Origin of the sequence: Cutibacterium sp. (assembly GCF_030525615.1) — a bacterium.
Lineage (GTDB): Bacteria > Actinomycetota > Actinomycetes > Propionibacteriales > Propionibacteriaceae > Cutibacterium.
Window position 1 is genome coordinate 668,512 of the sequence record NZ_JAUNEJ010000001.1, and the last position, 13,262, is coordinate 681,773.

14 protein-coding genes and 1 pseudogene are annotated in these 13,262 nt (G+C 58.3%); 6 read left to right on the forward strand and 9 right to left on the reverse strand.

Annotation, left to right across the window (positions count from 1 at the left end; all coding sequences use genetic code 11):
- Positions 1–42: 42 nt before the first annotated feature.
- Positions 43–219, forward strand: a complete 177-nt coding sequence (locus Q4B98_RS03095; RefSeq protein WP_303195342.1) for a DUF6104 family protein — start codon at positions 43–45, stop codon at positions 217–219.
- A gap of 13 nt (positions 220–232) precedes the next feature.
- Here the strand turns inward: Q4B98_RS03095 and Q4B98_RS03100 are convergent, their stop codons facing one another.
- Positions 233–631, reverse strand: a complete 399-nt coding sequence (locus Q4B98_RS03100) for a hypothetical protein (RefSeq protein WP_303195344.1) — start codon at positions 629–631, stop codon at positions 233–235.
- 279 nt (positions 632–910) lie between these two features.
- Between Q4B98_RS03100 and Q4B98_RS03105 the strand changes: the two genes are divergently transcribed.
- Entirely contained in the window at positions 911–1,162 is a 252-nt protein-coding gene (locus Q4B98_RS03105) for a WhiB family transcriptional regulator (RefSeq protein ID WP_303195346.1), read from the forward strand.
- A 44-nt stretch (positions 1,163–1,206) separates the two neighbouring features.
- On the opposite strand, the gene Q4B98_RS03110 is transcribed toward Q4B98_RS03105, so the two are convergent.
- From Q4B98_RS03110 to Q4B98_RS03125, 4 genes and pseudogenes are all read right to left on the reverse strand, one after another.
- Complete coding sequence (locus Q4B98_RS03110) at positions 1,207–2,682, reverse strand: sensor histidine kinase (protein ID WP_303195348.1); 1,476 nt, start codon at positions 2,680–2,682, stop codon at positions 1,207–1,209.
- A 320-nt stretch (positions 2,683–3,002) separates the two neighbouring features.
- Positions 3,003–4,216: pseudogene (locus tag Q4B98_RS03115) on the reverse strand (IS3 family transposase); the annotation flags it as partial.
- A gap of 276 nt (positions 4,217–4,492) precedes the next feature.
- The gene (locus tag Q4B98_RS03120) at positions 4,493–4,759 is read right to left on the reverse strand and encodes a zf-HC2 domain-containing protein (protein ID WP_303195649.1); all 267 of its coding nucleotides are present in this window, start codon (positions 4,757–4,759) and stop codon (positions 4,493–4,495) included.
- Positions 4,750–5,454 (reverse strand): sigma-70 family RNA polymerase sigma factor, encoded by a 705-nt coding sequence (locus Q4B98_RS03125; RefSeq protein ID WP_303195349.1) that lies wholly within the window; start codon positions 5,452–5,454, stop codon positions 4,750–4,752. Before Q4B98_RS03125 ends, Q4B98_RS03120 begins: the two co-directional genes overlap by 10 nt.
- A gap of 179 nt (positions 5,455–5,633) precedes the next feature.
- Between Q4B98_RS03125 and Q4B98_RS03130 the strand changes: the two genes are divergently transcribed.
- The 4 genes from Q4B98_RS03130 to Q4B98_RS03145 all read left to right on the forward strand — a co-directional run bounded on the left by Q4B98_RS03130 (position 5,634) and on the right by Q4B98_RS03145 (position 9,529).
- Complete coding sequence (locus Q4B98_RS03130; RefSeq protein WP_303195351.1) at positions 5,634–6,278, forward strand: DoxX family protein; 645 nt, start codon at positions 5,634–5,636, stop codon at positions 6,276–6,278.
- Positions 6,268–7,557, forward strand: a complete 1,290-nt coding sequence (gene aroA, locus Q4B98_RS03135; RefSeq protein WP_303195352.1) for a 3-phosphoshikimate 1-carboxyvinyltransferase — start codon at positions 6,268–6,270, stop codon at positions 7,555–7,557. Before Q4B98_RS03130 ends, aroA begins: the two co-directional genes overlap by 11 nt.
- Positions 7,558–8,559: a ribosome small subunit-dependent GTPase A gene (gene rsgA / locus Q4B98_RS03140; protein ID WP_303195354.1), complete on the forward strand. Its 1,002-nt coding sequence runs from the start codon at positions 7,558–7,560 to the stop codon at positions 8,557–8,559.
- Positions 8,560–8,740: 181 nt separating this feature from the next.
- Positions 8,741–9,529: an inositol monophosphatase family protein gene (locus Q4B98_RS03145; RefSeq protein ID WP_303195356.1), complete on the forward strand. Its 789-nt coding sequence runs from the start codon at positions 8,741–8,743 to the stop codon at positions 9,527–9,529.
- Positions 9,530–9,616: 87 nt separating this feature from the next.
- Here the strand turns inward: Q4B98_RS03145 and serA are convergent, their stop codons facing one another.
- Genes serA through Q4B98_RS03165 form a run of 4 tightly spaced genes read right to left on the reverse strand, consistent with a single transcriptional unit; the run spans position 9,617 to position 13,260 of the window.
- Positions 9,617–10,807: a phosphoglycerate dehydrogenase gene (serA, locus tag Q4B98_RS03150; protein ID WP_303195358.1), complete on the reverse strand. Its 1,191-nt coding sequence runs from the start codon at positions 10,805–10,807 to the stop codon at positions 9,617–9,619.
- Positions 10,808–10,853: 46 nt separating this feature from the next.
- Positions 10,854–11,639: an ABC transporter ATP-binding protein gene (locus tag Q4B98_RS03155; RefSeq protein ID WP_303195360.1), complete on the reverse strand. Its 786-nt coding sequence runs from the start codon at positions 11,637–11,639 to the stop codon at positions 10,854–10,856.
- Positions 11,636–12,448 (reverse strand): ABC transporter ATP-binding protein, encoded by an 813-nt coding sequence (locus Q4B98_RS03160; protein WP_303195362.1) that lies wholly within the window; start codon positions 12,446–12,448, stop codon positions 11,636–11,638. The genes Q4B98_RS03155 and Q4B98_RS03160 overlap by 4 nt, the downstream gene beginning before the upstream one ends.
- Entirely contained in the window at positions 12,448–13,260 is an 813-nt protein-coding gene (locus tag Q4B98_RS03165) for an ABC transporter permease (RefSeq protein WP_303195363.1), read from the reverse strand. Before Q4B98_RS03165 ends, Q4B98_RS03160 begins: the two co-directional genes overlap by 1 nt.
- Positions 13,261–13,262 lie beyond the last annotated feature (2 nt).

Here is a 13,262-nt window from a genome sequence, read left to right on the forward strand (position 1 = left end):
CGTGGCGCGTGCTGTGGGTATTCATGGTGCATGATGGTGCCCATGTATTTCACCGACAGGGGCATTGAGGAACTGGAGAGTCGGCGCGGGGATGAAGAGATCACCTTTGCGTGGCTGGCAGATGAGCTTCGTCACTTCGTCGACCTCAACCCAGAATTTGAAGTACCGGTGGAGCGTCTGGCCACCTTCCTCGCCCGACTTGACGACGAGGATGACTGAGACGTGACGGTTGTCAGTCCCGCAGCCAGGCTCGAGACTGAGGCAGGAGAGCCGCCACGACGGCCGCCGCTGGGATGACCGCAAGGACCCAAAACCACGCCGGGCCGCCAGAACGCTGCAGGGATACCAAGACAATGACGTGAAGCAGGCCGCTGGCAACCATCAGCCCTTGAGCCGATGATCGTCCCTTGATGGCCAACCACCCGACCAGCGCCACCAGGATGGCATAGATGACGAGCATGGCTGCGACTCCAGCGCTGAAGATGCTGTGCCCGCTCACCATCACCGCGATAGCTACCGAGAGAAGAGCAACTGTGCTTCCCCAGGTCGCAACCGCACCGACCACAATCGACGCTGGTAGACCTCGGTGCAGCGCAGACGATCGCGGATTCTGCTCACTTGGGGGAATCATTGTTTTACTCCTGCACGAGTGGACCGACGCCGTATCATAATCGAACTGGCCGCGAACTCTTTGAACCGTTCTCGCCTGGACCAACGTTCATGAGGTCCAAGTGGTTCGTGAGAGGATGTTCGTCCTTCGGTAAATGCTCTTGCCAAACCATTTGGCGGTTGCCACACTTTCATGGTTGCCCCGCTGGACGGCCACTCGTCGGCCGCACGGTCCGACGGGTTATCCACCCGCACATCGCACGTGCCCCGGGTTGCACCGGGGAGAAGGAGTCGAAGAGGCATGGACTGGCGCCATAGGGCTGCCTGCCTGAGTGAGGATCCCGAGCTGTTCTTCCCCATTGGGAACACTGGCCCAGCCCTTGCGCAGATCGAAGAGGCGAAGAAGGTCTGCGCCCGGTGTGAGGTTCGCGCCGATTGCTTGGCCTGGGCTCTGGAGGCAGGCCAGGATCACGGCGTGTGGGGTGGCATGAGCGAGGACGAGAGGCGCGCTATCAAGCGTCGTCAGTCTCGCTCCCGCGTTCGCCGTTCCTAACCAGTTCACGAATATTTGATCCTCCGCTCGAACACCCGTATCTCTTATAACCGGCTAGGCGGAATCACGAGCCTGGCGCACGTTCCCACCCCGTCCGGATTGTTCTCGAGCGTGAAGGTGCCACCGAGATCCTGGACCAAGGTAGTAACGATCGACAGTCCCAAGGAACTGCGATGCTGGTCGAGTGAGAATCCCTCTGGCAGAGGATTACCGTCGTTGATGATGTCGACGACAAGCGAATCCTCGACACGATAAGGACGCACGACGACGTTTCCTGACGAGGAATCCAGGCTGTGCTCAATCGCGTTCTGCAACAGCTCCGTTGTCGCCAAGGACAAGGCTGTAGCGGTCTCAGCGGGAACATCGCCGAAAGTCCCCTCGCGTCGAGCCACGACCGATCCCGACGAGGCGGCGACATCACCGACCATATGAAGAATACGATCGGAAACCTCGTCGAAGGCCACCTGCTCCTCGAAGTTCTGGGACAAGATCTCATGCACCACAGCGATAGCTGAAACCCGGCCTACGGCCTGTTTGAGAGCCTCCTTGGCGTCTGGGTTGGTCATCCGTCGTGACTGCAGACGCAGCAGAGCGGCCACGGTTTGCAGGTTGTTCTTGACTCGGTGATGAATCTCGCGGATCGTCGCGTCCTTGGTGACAAGCTGACGATCTCGATCCCGCAACTCGGTGAGGTCACGGATGAGAATCATCGTCCCGGCCGAAACTTCGAGTCCATCAAGCCAGGTCTGCAAGGGTATGACTCGGGCACGCAAAGTCGCCTCGGAGTTCTCAATATCGGTTTCGGAAAGCCAACGACCTTCCAGATCAACGGTGAAGGATTGCCCAACGTCGCGCACCTTGGGACACAGATCCCGGACCGTCGGAATGAAGTATTCGCCGTCCAGATCCCCGGTCAGGCCCAGACGTCGGAAAGCCGACAGGGCGTTCGGGCTGGCAAACGTCACCATTCCCGTCGATGCGACTCGAATAACACCATCAGTGACCTTGGGGGCCAGCGCGCGATCGGAGTCCGGGAAGAGCGGAAACCTGCCGTGGTGGAGCATCTCTGAGAGGATGTCGGCGATTTCGAGGTAGTTGTCCTCGGTGGTTCCAGGAGCTCGCACTCCCATCTGGTTGGTATGTCTCTCAACGACTGCAATGACCTCATCATGTCGGATGAGGGGAATGGCCCAGACATCCACGGGGATACCTGCCGACAGCTTGTTGTCGCTGGTCTCACACATCTGTGCGCTCATGAACGCCTCGGTCACCAGACTCTCGTCGTCATAGGCGATCGAGTCGCCGACGACGTCATCTTCTAGTGCGGTCGGACCGGTATCGGGGCGCACCTGAGCGACGGCCCAGAAAACGTTGGGATCCTTGTCGGGAACCCAGAGAATGAGATCAGAAAATGACGTATCAGCCAGCATCTGCCAGTCGTCAACAAGTTCCTCGAGCCACGTGATGTCAGCAGCAGCGAGAGTAGTTCGTTCAGCGACCAAGCGATTCATGGCAGGCATGTCGTCACTCTAGTGACCAGGATCGGGCCAGTTCCAACCGGCACGAACGTGTCGCCGAATGTGCGCTTCGATTTGGGTCAAGTCCATTCCATACGGCAGAATTGACGGTCGTTGCCGCGCATCCGCGCGGACCCTCCTTCATCAGTAGGGAGGTTTATGACCCCTCAGGAAGGAGAGCGCCATGGGCAAGACTGGTCGTAAGCGTCGTGCGCGTCGCAAGAAGGGCGCCAACCACGGCAAGCGTCCCAACGCCTGAGTTTTTGGGATGACGAAGCCCCCATCCCATTGAACTGGCCCCCGAAAGTTGGACTGGTTTAATTCTAGGCGATTAGAGGCGCAAGGGTCTGGCTGCGGTATTGCATCGGGGCCAGGCCCTTGAGTCGTTGTTGGATACGGTCGTTGTTGTACCAGTAGATGTAATCATCAAGGGTCTGATAGAACTTTGCCAAGTCGGCAAAAGACTCACCGTGATACATCTCGGTTTTCAAATGTCCGAAGAAGTTTTCCATCACCGCGTTGTCGTAGCAGTTGCCTTTGCGTGACATCGACTGCACACCACCAATACTTTTGATGAGTTCGCGCCAGCTGGAATGCTGGTACTGGAACCCTTGATCCGTATGCACCAGCAAACCCTTTCCTGGAGATTGTTGTGCGATGGCATCACGCAAAGACTGCGACGTAAACGCTGTATTCGGTGAGGTCGACACGCTATACGACACGATCGAGTGATCGTATAAGTCCATGATCGGTGACAGATAGACTTTGGTACCAGCAACACGAAACTCCGTGACATCACTGACCCACACCATGTTTGGTTTATCGGGTGTGAACTTGTCGATCCAGCACGTTCTTTGCAATGTGGCTGACAGTACCTTTGTATGAGTTGTACTTCTTTTTCACCCTGACCTTGGATTTCAGCCCTAACTCGTCCATGAGCTTGTAGACCAGCTTATGGTTAACCACCCATCCTTGGCGTCGAAGGTGAGCATGCACCCGTCGGTAACCATAACGACGGTTCATCCGCTCGAAGATGTCTCGGATAGCCTGCTTAAGCTGGGCATGTTTGTCAGCTGCGGTGAGGCGTTGTTGGTGATAGAAAAACGTCGACCGGGCAAGACCGGCTGCAGCGAGCAGGTCCTCCAGGCGGTGGGTTGACGTGAGGGTGACGATAGCCTCGACTTTTAGCCTCGCCTTTGGTTCCTCAAGTCCCGCAATTTTTTTAGGTATGCGTTTTCTGCCTGCAGTTTCTCTACCTCGCGGCGCAGCCTGTCTTCCTCAGTTATCACCTTCGAAGGTGAACTACCCTTGGGTCGTCCTTTCGGTTTAGGGCGCAATGCCTGATCACCACCTGTTCGCCAGGCACGGACCCAACTCGTGACAAGCTGGTCGGACGACAACCCGAATTCGCGGGCAAGATCCATCTTCGACTGTCCTGCGTTAAACCGGTCGACGACTTCCTTTTTCACGTCGAAAGAGAACTGCTGCTTAGTTGGTTTTTTCACAAGACATAGCTTGCCATGAAGCGTGAATCGACGCGCAAGCTTTTTCACCGGGTCCTGGTTGACACCGATTCGCCGCGCCGCTGCCCTGTATCCCATACCTTCCTCAAACAATTCAACAAGTCGCAGACGCTGATGCTCGGTCAAGGAACTTCGTGCTCTCAAAGAACTACTCCCCACTAGTAGGTGTCTGATTTCTCAGTCCAACTAATGGGGAGCAGTTCACGGGGGGATGGGGGCATTTTCTTGTGAGGTCACATCATGCGCTGTGTCTCGTGATTATGCATAGTGTCTCGTGATCGCAGGCGGAATCACGCCTGCCAACGGCACGACACGTGCAACTCAACAATGCGGGTCCTCAACTCTGTTGGCGCAACAACGGTGCGATTACAGCGTTTGAGAGCCCGGGACACGGCTGCCTCCATGTCTGTCTCGTCCATGCAATTCTCGCAGGCGGCGATGTGACGGCGAAAGGCGTCAGCATCCTGCTCGTTCATCTCGCCATGCAGGAACTCCTGGAGGTGGTCGATGACCCAACAACAGGATTCTTCGTCCCCAGTTGGCTGCGTCATTGTGATCCCTCCTTTCCTGCACTATTAACCAGTTCCGCGCGCCCGAGATCTTCTTCGTCGACCTGACCGGCATGGGGGCCAATCCCCCGCGCCCCAGCGACATCAACCAGCTCGTGTCGCAACCTCTTACGGGCTCGGTTGAGCCGACTCATCACGGTTCCAATCGGTGTGCCCATGATCTCGGCAATTTCTTTATACGCAAATCCCTCGACATCAGCCAGTAAGACAACTTGTCGGAATTCGTCCGACAGCCCGTCAAGAGCGTCAAGAATCTGTTGGTCGGGTAGACCTTCCAAAGCCTCCACCTCGGCGGACCGAAGACCATTGCTGTCGTGGGACGCTGCCCGCGCGATCTGCCAGTCCTCGACGTCTTGGTCGTCCGATGTTTGCGGTCTGCGCTGGGCCTTGCGATATGAGTTGATGTAGGTATTCGTCAGAATGCGATACAGCCAGGCCTTGAGATTAGTTCCGGGCCGAAACTGATGAAAAGAGGCGAACGCCTTCGCATAAGTCTCCTGGACGACATCTTCAGCGTCGGCAGGATTGCGAGTCATCCGCAGTGCGGCGCCGTAAAGCTGATCGAGATACTCGAGGGCATCACGCTCGAACCGCTCTGCTCTTTCAGCCTCGGTTTCCTCGGCGACGTCCACGGTGCCCGGCGCGTGTCCGCGTCGATCCATCTTGGGTTCTCGTGTGGTCATCACTGTCAAGCTTAGTGCACAGCGACGACCGGAGCGGCACCCGGTTCTCGGCTCGGCAAGAACAGCGTTCATAGCCGGTCAACACATCACAAAGTGTGATCTATTCCCACCACACATGCGCATCTGACGAAAAATACTGCCCATCTGGCTACCATGGACGCCTTTGGCGCGGTAGACATATGTGCATGAGTATCATCCGAGGCTTGGGCCGGACCATGTTCGCCAGTTACTTCATCGTCAAGGGAACAAACTCCGCGATGAAGCCCGATTCTTTCGTTGAGGATGCCGAGCCGGTTGTTGACCGTCTCCTTCCTGTGGTGCAGCGCGCATTGCCGTCATCTGTCGGCGCTTACATCCCTGAAGACACCAGGACCCTGGTTCGCGCTACCGGCACTGCGCAGGCATTTGGCGGTGTCGCTATGGCGACGGGTCTTGCCCGTCGTCTCGGTGCTGGGGTTGTCGCCGCCACGATGATTCCGCACGTGCTCGCTTCCATTCCGGACAAGTCCCTTCCGAAGGACGAGCGTGCCGCAGCCCGGTCAGTCCTGTTGCGAAACATTGCTCTGTTGGGCGGAGCCATGATGGCTTCCCGCGATACCGCTGGTCGTCCCAGCCTGGCTTGGCGCGCTGCTGACACTCAGCGTCGCGTCTCGTCAGCTGCCAGCAGCCAGCGCAAGGCCATCAGCTCCTCCGTTGACGACCTGTCGAAGTCGACTCGCAAGAAACTCAAGAAGGCCCAGGATCAGGCTCAAAAGGAAATCGCCAAGGCTCAGAAAAAGGCCGAGAAGAAGGCGAAGAAGGCTCAGAAGAAGATTGTTGACTGACCAGTACTCCTGGACCGCCCCGCGAGTCGACCATCGTCTCGCGGGGCGTGTCGTCGTCCCGGGATCGAAGTCCCAGACCAACCGCGCCCTTGTCCTCGCCGCTCTCGGCGACGGACCCAGTGTTCTCGACGGTGTTCTCACCTCACGTGACTCTGACCTCATGACCGCAGGGTTGAAGCGCCTCGGTGCGGACATCCAGCCCGCCGGACCGGCCTCGGTCCGGGTGGTACCTGGTGTGGCACATTCGGGAGGTACGATTGACTGTGGTCTTGCCGGGACCGTCATGAGGTTCCTGCCCGTGGTTGCCGCCCTTGTGCCGGGAACCACCAGATTTGTTGGTGACAAGCAGGCTTCTCGACGTCCCATCGGACCCGTCCTTGACGGGTTGCGTCAGCTTGGTGTTGCTGTCGACGCCGACCAGCTTCCCTTCACCATGACAGCTCCCGAACGCCTGGATGGCCCTGAAGTGACGATTGATTCCTCAACGTCAAGCCAGTTCATCTCAGCGTTATTGCTGGCCGCCGCCCATTTTCCGCACGGCATTGATCTTCGCCACGATGGCACGTCGGTGCCGTCCGCTCCCCACATCGCCATGACCTGCGAGATGTTGGCTGAGCGTGGAGTCACGGTGATTAATGACGAACCCTGCCACTGGGTAGTACGGCCTGGCCCGATTCACGCTCTTGACCACCTTATCGAACCCGATCTCACCAATGCTGCCGTTTTCCTCGCTGCGGCCATGGTGGCTGGCGGATCCGTGACGGTACCGGCGTGGCCGGCTTCCACCACACAGCCCGGCGCACAGTTCATCCGCATCGCCCAGTCAATGGGAGCCTCGGCCACTCATGCCGAAGGGTCGATGACGATAGAAGCGTGCGGATGGCACGACCTCCAACCCATTGATGTTGACCTGCACGAGGCCAGCGAACTCACCCCTGTGGTCGCTGCCGTGGCCTGCCTTGCCCACGGGCCGTCGCGAATCCGTGGGGTTGCCCATATTCGTGGCCATGAGACCGATCGTCTTGCCGCTCTTGAGCATGAATTGTCTGGTCTCGGTGCGGTTGTCCGGCAGACCGACGACGGGTTAGAGATCGACGGTCATGGGGCCAACTCGCTGCATGGTGGAGTGTTCGGGTGCCATGCCGATCACCGGATGGCTCACGCTGGGGCGCTCTTGGGCTTGGCAGTCGCCGGGATCGAACTCGACGACATTGCATGCACATCGAAGACCATGCCACAGTTCCCACAGATGTGGGCTGATCTTGTCAAGGAGGGCTGAGTGTCACCGCGCCGTCTAGCGTCCTCGGGAATCGACACCGGCGAGTGGTCCTCCTACGACCGGCCTCGTCGCAGAACCAAACCACGAACCAAACAGCGCCCGGACCACTCGTCACTGCCCATCGGGACCGTCATCACGATCGACAGAGGTCGCTATCGTTGCCGTCTTGATAACGGCGTCGAGGTCATTGCCGCCAAGGCACGGCAGCTGGGTCGCAAGGCAGTGATTGTCGGCGACAAGGTACGTCTTGACGGGGACGTCTCGGGTAGTGAGGGGACACTTGCCAGAATCGTCTACACCGAGCCTCGGGTCACCGTTTTGCGCCGGACAGCTGACGACACCGACCCTTATGAACGTCCCATCGTCGCCAACGCCGACCAAGTGGTCATCGTCACCGCCCTCGCTGATCCGCCACCGCGCCCAGGAATGATCGACCGAATCCTGGTGGCCGCTCATGTTGCCGGGGTCTGCCCCATCCTCTGTCTTACGAAAGCCGATCTGGCGTCGGGAGACGATTTCGTCAAACTCTACTCAACGTTGGGTGTCCCTGTCGTCACCAGCCGACCTGGCAGTGATCTGCGCGACCTGCATGAGCTGCTCAACAGCAAGGTCAGCGTGCTCGTCGGCCATTCGGGTGTCGGAAAATCGACACTCATCAACGCCTTGATTCCCGGTGCGCACCGAGCCACAGGACACGTCAATGACGTCACCGGGCGCGGCCGACACACCTCCACCAGTGCACAGGCCATCCCGTTGCCACAGGGCGGATGGATCATCGACACCCCCGGGGTGCGGTCATTCGGCTTGTCCCACGTCGACCCCGAGGACATCCTCGCTGGATTCGAAGAACTTGACAAGGTTGCACTCGACTGTCCACGCGGATGCCGCCACGCCGACGACAGCCCCCAATGCGCCATTAATGACGCACTCATGGCGGGAATGGTGCAGCAATCTCGGGTGGATTCGCTGCGCCGTCTGCTCAACGCTGCCGCCTCGCGATGAACGGCGCGGCGACCGCGGCCTCCTCTGCCGGTAGAGTTGCAGGAGAGCGACTATTCATACGTGAGGATGTAGCCGGTGAACCGCTACCCGACTACACCTTCAATTGCGAAGAACACACCAACAGCGAGCCATCCGGGTTTTGGTGCCCTCAATGCCATTTGCACACCACTAGGGTGAGGATATGGCTGACCACACCGACGATCTCCGTCTGGCACACATCCTTGCCGACGATGCCGACTCTTTGACCATGTCTCGATTCGGTGCCCGTGACCTGACGGTTTCCACCAAACCTGATCGCTCTGAAGTGACCGACGCCGATCTGGCAGTTGAAGATTCGGTTCGCCGCACCTTGTCTCGGATGCGCTCCCGGGATGCCGTACATGGTGAGGAACGCGCCGATACTGGAGACAGCCCGCGCCGCTGGATTATCGATCCGATTGACGGCACCGCGAATTTCCTGCGAGGTGTTCCGGTGTGGGCAACCCTCATCGCGTTAAGTATTGAAGACGACATCGTCGCCTCTGTGGTGTCGGCTCCAGCCTTGAAACGCCGCTGGTGGGCGTCCAAGGATTCCGGAGCTTGGACCGGGAAGTCACTCGCTTCGGCAACACCCATTCACGTATCGAATGTGCGTAACCTTAACGACGCTTTCCTGTCCTATTCCTCCCTCCACGGATGGGTGGAAGCCGGCCGTGGCCGTGGGTTTGGCGAATTGATGAGGTCGGTATGGCGCACCCGAGCATTTGGGGATTTCTGGTCATACATGATGGTGGCCGAGGGAGTAGTTGACCTGGCATGCGAACCGGAATTGGGCCTGCATGACATGGCTGCTCTTGACGTCATCGTCACCGAGGCTGGTGGAAGATTCACCGGACTTGACGGCAACGATGGTCCCTGGTCGGGAAACGCCATGGCGTCAAACGGATTCCTTCACGACGAAGCCTTGGCGATGGTCCAGCCTGAGCATTGAGCCACGGACTCAACCACTCTAGAGCGATCCCAAAACCGAAGGAGCCACCGCTGAGGGACGCCCTTTCGTCTCTGCTTTAGCCGGATATCACAGAATCCGAGCTCGAATCGTTCCCTCGAGATTCGTGACATTGGACAATAACCCGCGGTCAGTTTCTGCGATGTCAAGGACGCAATAACCCAGTTCTCCCTTGGTCGCCAGAGCCTGATACGTGACATTGCCCCCATGATCTGCGACAAGTCGGTTGAGTTTAGCCATGACACCGGGGATATTGCGGTGAAGATGGCCAATACGCGCACCGGTACGCGGGGACGGTGTGATTTCTGGAATATTGACGCTCATCCCCGTCGCCCCGTCCTCGACGTAATCGATGAGCTTTCCGGCTACATAACGACCAATATCAATCTGCGCTTCTTGGGTGGAACCTCCAACATGGGGAGTCAGAATGACATTATCCAGCTCCCTTAGGGGGGACAGGAACGGCTCCTTACCCGAGGCCGGTTCCTCTGGATAGACGTCAATCCCGGCACCCGCGATGTGGCCGGTCCGCAGGTTGTCGACCAGGGCGTCGATATCGACAACCTTGCCGCGAGAAAGGTTGAGAAACAGCGAGCGCGGCCTCATCATGGCGAATTCTCGCGCACCAATAAGGTTGTTGTTGCTCGGACGTCCGTCCACGTGCAACGAGATCGTTTCGACAGTGCCCAACAGTTCTTCCATGGACTCGCACTTGTGGGCATTGCCCATGGGTAAAACATCAGCAATGTCGTAGAAGAAGACCTGCATACCCATGGCCTCAGCCACCACGGACAGCTGCTGACCGATATTTCCGTATCCGATGATCCCGAGACGACGGCCACGAATCTCGTGGGAGCCGATAGCTGATTTACGCCATACGCCGTTGTGCATTTGCGTGTTACGGTCGCCAAGGCGACGGGCCAACGCAATAATCTCTCCCATGGCCAGTTCAACCACTGATCGCGTGTTGGAATAGGGCGCATTAAATGCTGGAACACCGATCTGGGCCATGGCCGCCAAATCCATCTGGTTCGTGCCAATGCAGAAAGCACCTACAGCAGTAAGGCTGTCTCCGCAAGCCTCGACCACTCTACGGGTGATGCGAGTTCGTGACCTGATACCCAGTAGATCAACCCCATCAAGAGCGCTGATGAGGTCGTCCTCCTCGAGGGCCTCACTCACCCGCTCAACCTCATAACCAGCTTGTTTCAGTGTTCTAACGGCTTCATCGTGGATATTTTCGAGCAGGAGCGCCTTCATGGCGATCAGTTTATGAAGAGGGTAGGGACGTACTACTGCGCTCGTCTCAGAGGGTGGAATCGTCCACGCGGAGGTGGGGAATTGCTGCCAACAGTTCCTGGGTGACCTCATGCTGCGGGTCACGGTAGACCTCAGAAAGACGACCTCTCTCGACAATACGTCCAGCGCTCATGACGGCAACGGTGTCACACAGATGGCGCACCACCGTCAGATCATGAGAAACAAAGACCATCGTCAGTCCGCGCTCACTCACCAAGTCGTTGAGTAAATTGAGAACTTGGGCACGCACTGATACGTCGAGAGCCGAAACCGGCTCGTCGGCCAGCAAGACGTCAGGCTCAGTAACCAACGCTCTGGCGATGGCAATGCGCTGTCTTTGACCTCCCGAAAACTCGTGGGGAAAGCGGCTGGTAGCCTCTGGGTCTAAGCCGACGTCGGTCATGACCTTTGTCAATCGGTCTTTGCGCTCCTGGCGAGTCATTCGGAGTGCAACCGGGGACCGCAGCGGCTCAGTGATGGCCTGACCGATATTCATACGGGGGTCGAGGGATGACCGGGGATCCTGGAAGACGATCGCGACTGAGCGGCGCAAATCACGCACCGTAGCGGCGTCACTCAAGGGTCGGCCTCGAAACCGAACCACACCGGAATCTGGCTCTCGCAACGCCATCATGACTTTCAAAAGGGTGGACTTTCCAGACCCGGACTCCCCCACCAGACCGAGTCGTTCCCCCCTGTCGACGTGTAGTGACACGCCGTCCAAGGCGTCAATTCCGCTGCTGCGTGGTCCCAAATGAAGATGTAGATCCTCAACCTCAATTTCGGAGATCATGAATCCTCCAACATGATGGTGGCACCAGGTTCAACGAGATCGAGTCGGGCGGCTCGCAGCAGCCGGCGAGTGTAGGGGTGCTTAGGGTCGGACAGCACCTTGCGCGTCGAACCGGTTTCCACGATCTTGCCCGAAGTCATGACGATGAGGTTATGGCAGATCTGGGAGACCACCGCCAAATCGTGGGTGATAAACACGCAAGCTGCACCCACTGACGTAAGAACCTCGTCAATGGTCGCGAGGACGCGGGCCTGTACCGTAACGTCAAGGGCCGTCGTCGGCTCGTCACACACGAGCAGATCCGGAGAATTTATCAAGGCCATGGCGAGGAGAGCTCTCTGTCGCTGACCACCGGAGAGCTGATGTGGGTAGGAGTCAGCCACTCGAACCGGGTCCTCAATACCTACCTCATCCAGCATCTCAAGGACACGGCTGCGAGCCTGGCCGCGCGCAACAGTACGGTGCAGCAAGGCAACTTCGCCGACCTGACGTCCCACCTTCATTGTCGGATCGAGGGCTGTCATGGGTTCTTGGAAAACCATGCCGATACTGCTGCCTCGCAACGATGACATAGCCCGATCACTAGCCCCTATGAACTCCTGGCCACGCCAACGGATTGATCCTGAGATGTGGGCGTTGTCAGGGAGCAGACCCATGATCGCCAAGGCGGTAACGGATTTCCCTGATCCGGACTCACCAATGAGACCGAGACGTTCACCAGGGTCCAGAGACCAGCTGACGTGGTCAACAGCGACGCGACGGTGCCGTCCGAAATCGACAACGAGATCATTGACTTCCAGAAGTGACATCAGCGGACCTCCCGCAATTTGGGATCCAAGAAATCGCGCAAGCCGTCTCCCAGGAGAGTGAATCCCATTACGGCTCCGGCAATCGCCAGCGCCGGAGCCACGCTTAACCCGGGGTCGTCGAACAGGTACGCCTGGGAATCACGCAACATTCGTCCCCATGTGGCAACCGTTGCGGGAGTGGCCAGACCGAGATAACTCAGTGCGGCCTCCGCCAAGATCGCCGTGCCGTAGGAAACCGAAGCTTGGACGCCGATCAGCGGAGCGATATTGGGGAGCACATGCTTGTAGGCCACCCAATGCCACGTCATTCCCGAACTTCGCGCCGCAACGACGTAATCTTGGGCGAGAATCTGTCGAGTAGCCGTTCTCGTGATACGCGCGAAAACCGGGATCGTCGAGATACCAATCGCCACCATGCCGGTCAGGGTCGACCCGCCCACCGCCGCAGCCAGGATGATGGCCAACAACAGTGCCGGGAAAGCGTAGAGCAGGTCAGAGGCTCGTCCGACGACCGTGGACCAGGGGCGAGGAAGCATTGCAGAAGTCATGCCCCACGGCACGCCGATTCCAGCGGCGATCACAACTGACACCACGCCGACGAGTAAACAGGTGCGCGCACCCACCAACATCCGAGAGGCAATATCGGACCCGAACCCGTCAGTACCTAACCAGTGCTGGCTACTGGGGCCAAGAAGGCGATCCGCTGGCACGGCCAGATTGGGATCATATGGTGTCCACACCGTAGAGATGATTCCTGCCGCGATCACCAAGCCGACCAGAACACAACCAATAACCAGACTTGCCCTCCGCATAA

What these genes read in the sequence shown, in the direction of transcription:
- Q4B98_RS03095 (WP_303195342.1), top strand. Translation starts at nt 43, where the DNA reads ATGTATTTCACCGACAGGGGCATTGAGGAACTGGAGAGTCGGCGCGGG.
- Q4B98_RS03100 (WP_303195344.1), bottom strand. Translation starts at nt 631, where the DNA reads ATGATTCCCCCAAGTGAGCAGAATCCGCGATCGTCTGCGCTGCACCGA.
- Q4B98_RS03105 (WP_303195346.1), top strand. Translation starts at nt 911, where the DNA reads ATGGACTGGCGCCATAGGGCTGCCTGCCTGAGTGAGGATCCCGAGCTG.
- Q4B98_RS03110 (WP_303195348.1), bottom strand. Translation starts at nt 2,682, where the DNA reads ATGCCTGCCATGAATCGCTTGGTCGCTGAACGAACTACTCTCGCTGCT.
- Q4B98_RS03125 (WP_303195349.1), bottom strand. Translation starts at nt 5,454, where the DNA reads ATGACCACACGAGAACCCAAGATGGATCGACGCGGACACGCGCCGGGC.
- Q4B98_RS03130 (WP_303195351.1), top strand. Translation starts at nt 5,634, where the DNA reads ATGTGCATGAGTATCATCCGAGGCTTGGGCCGGACCATGTTCGCCAGT.
- Q4B98_RS03145 (WP_303195356.1), top strand. Translation starts at nt 8,741, where the DNA reads ATGGCTGACCACACCGACGATCTCCGTCTGGCACACATCCTTGCCGAC.
- serA (WP_303195358.1), bottom strand. Translation starts at nt 10,807, where the DNA reads ATGAAGGCGCTCCTGCTCGAAAATATCCACGATGAAGCCGTTAGAACA.
- Q4B98_RS03155 (WP_303195360.1), bottom strand. Translation starts at nt 11,639, where the DNA reads ATGATCTCCGAAATTGAGGTTGAGGATCTACATCTTCATTTGGGACCA.
- Q4B98_RS03160 (WP_303195362.1), bottom strand. Translation starts at nt 12,448, where the DNA reads ATGTCACTTCTGGAAGTCAATGATCTCGTTGTCGATTTCGGACGGCAC.
- Q4B98_RS03165 (WP_303195363.1), bottom strand. Translation starts at nt 13,260, where the DNA reads ATGCGGAGGGCAAGTCTGGTTATTGGTTGTGTTCTGGTCGGCTTGGTG.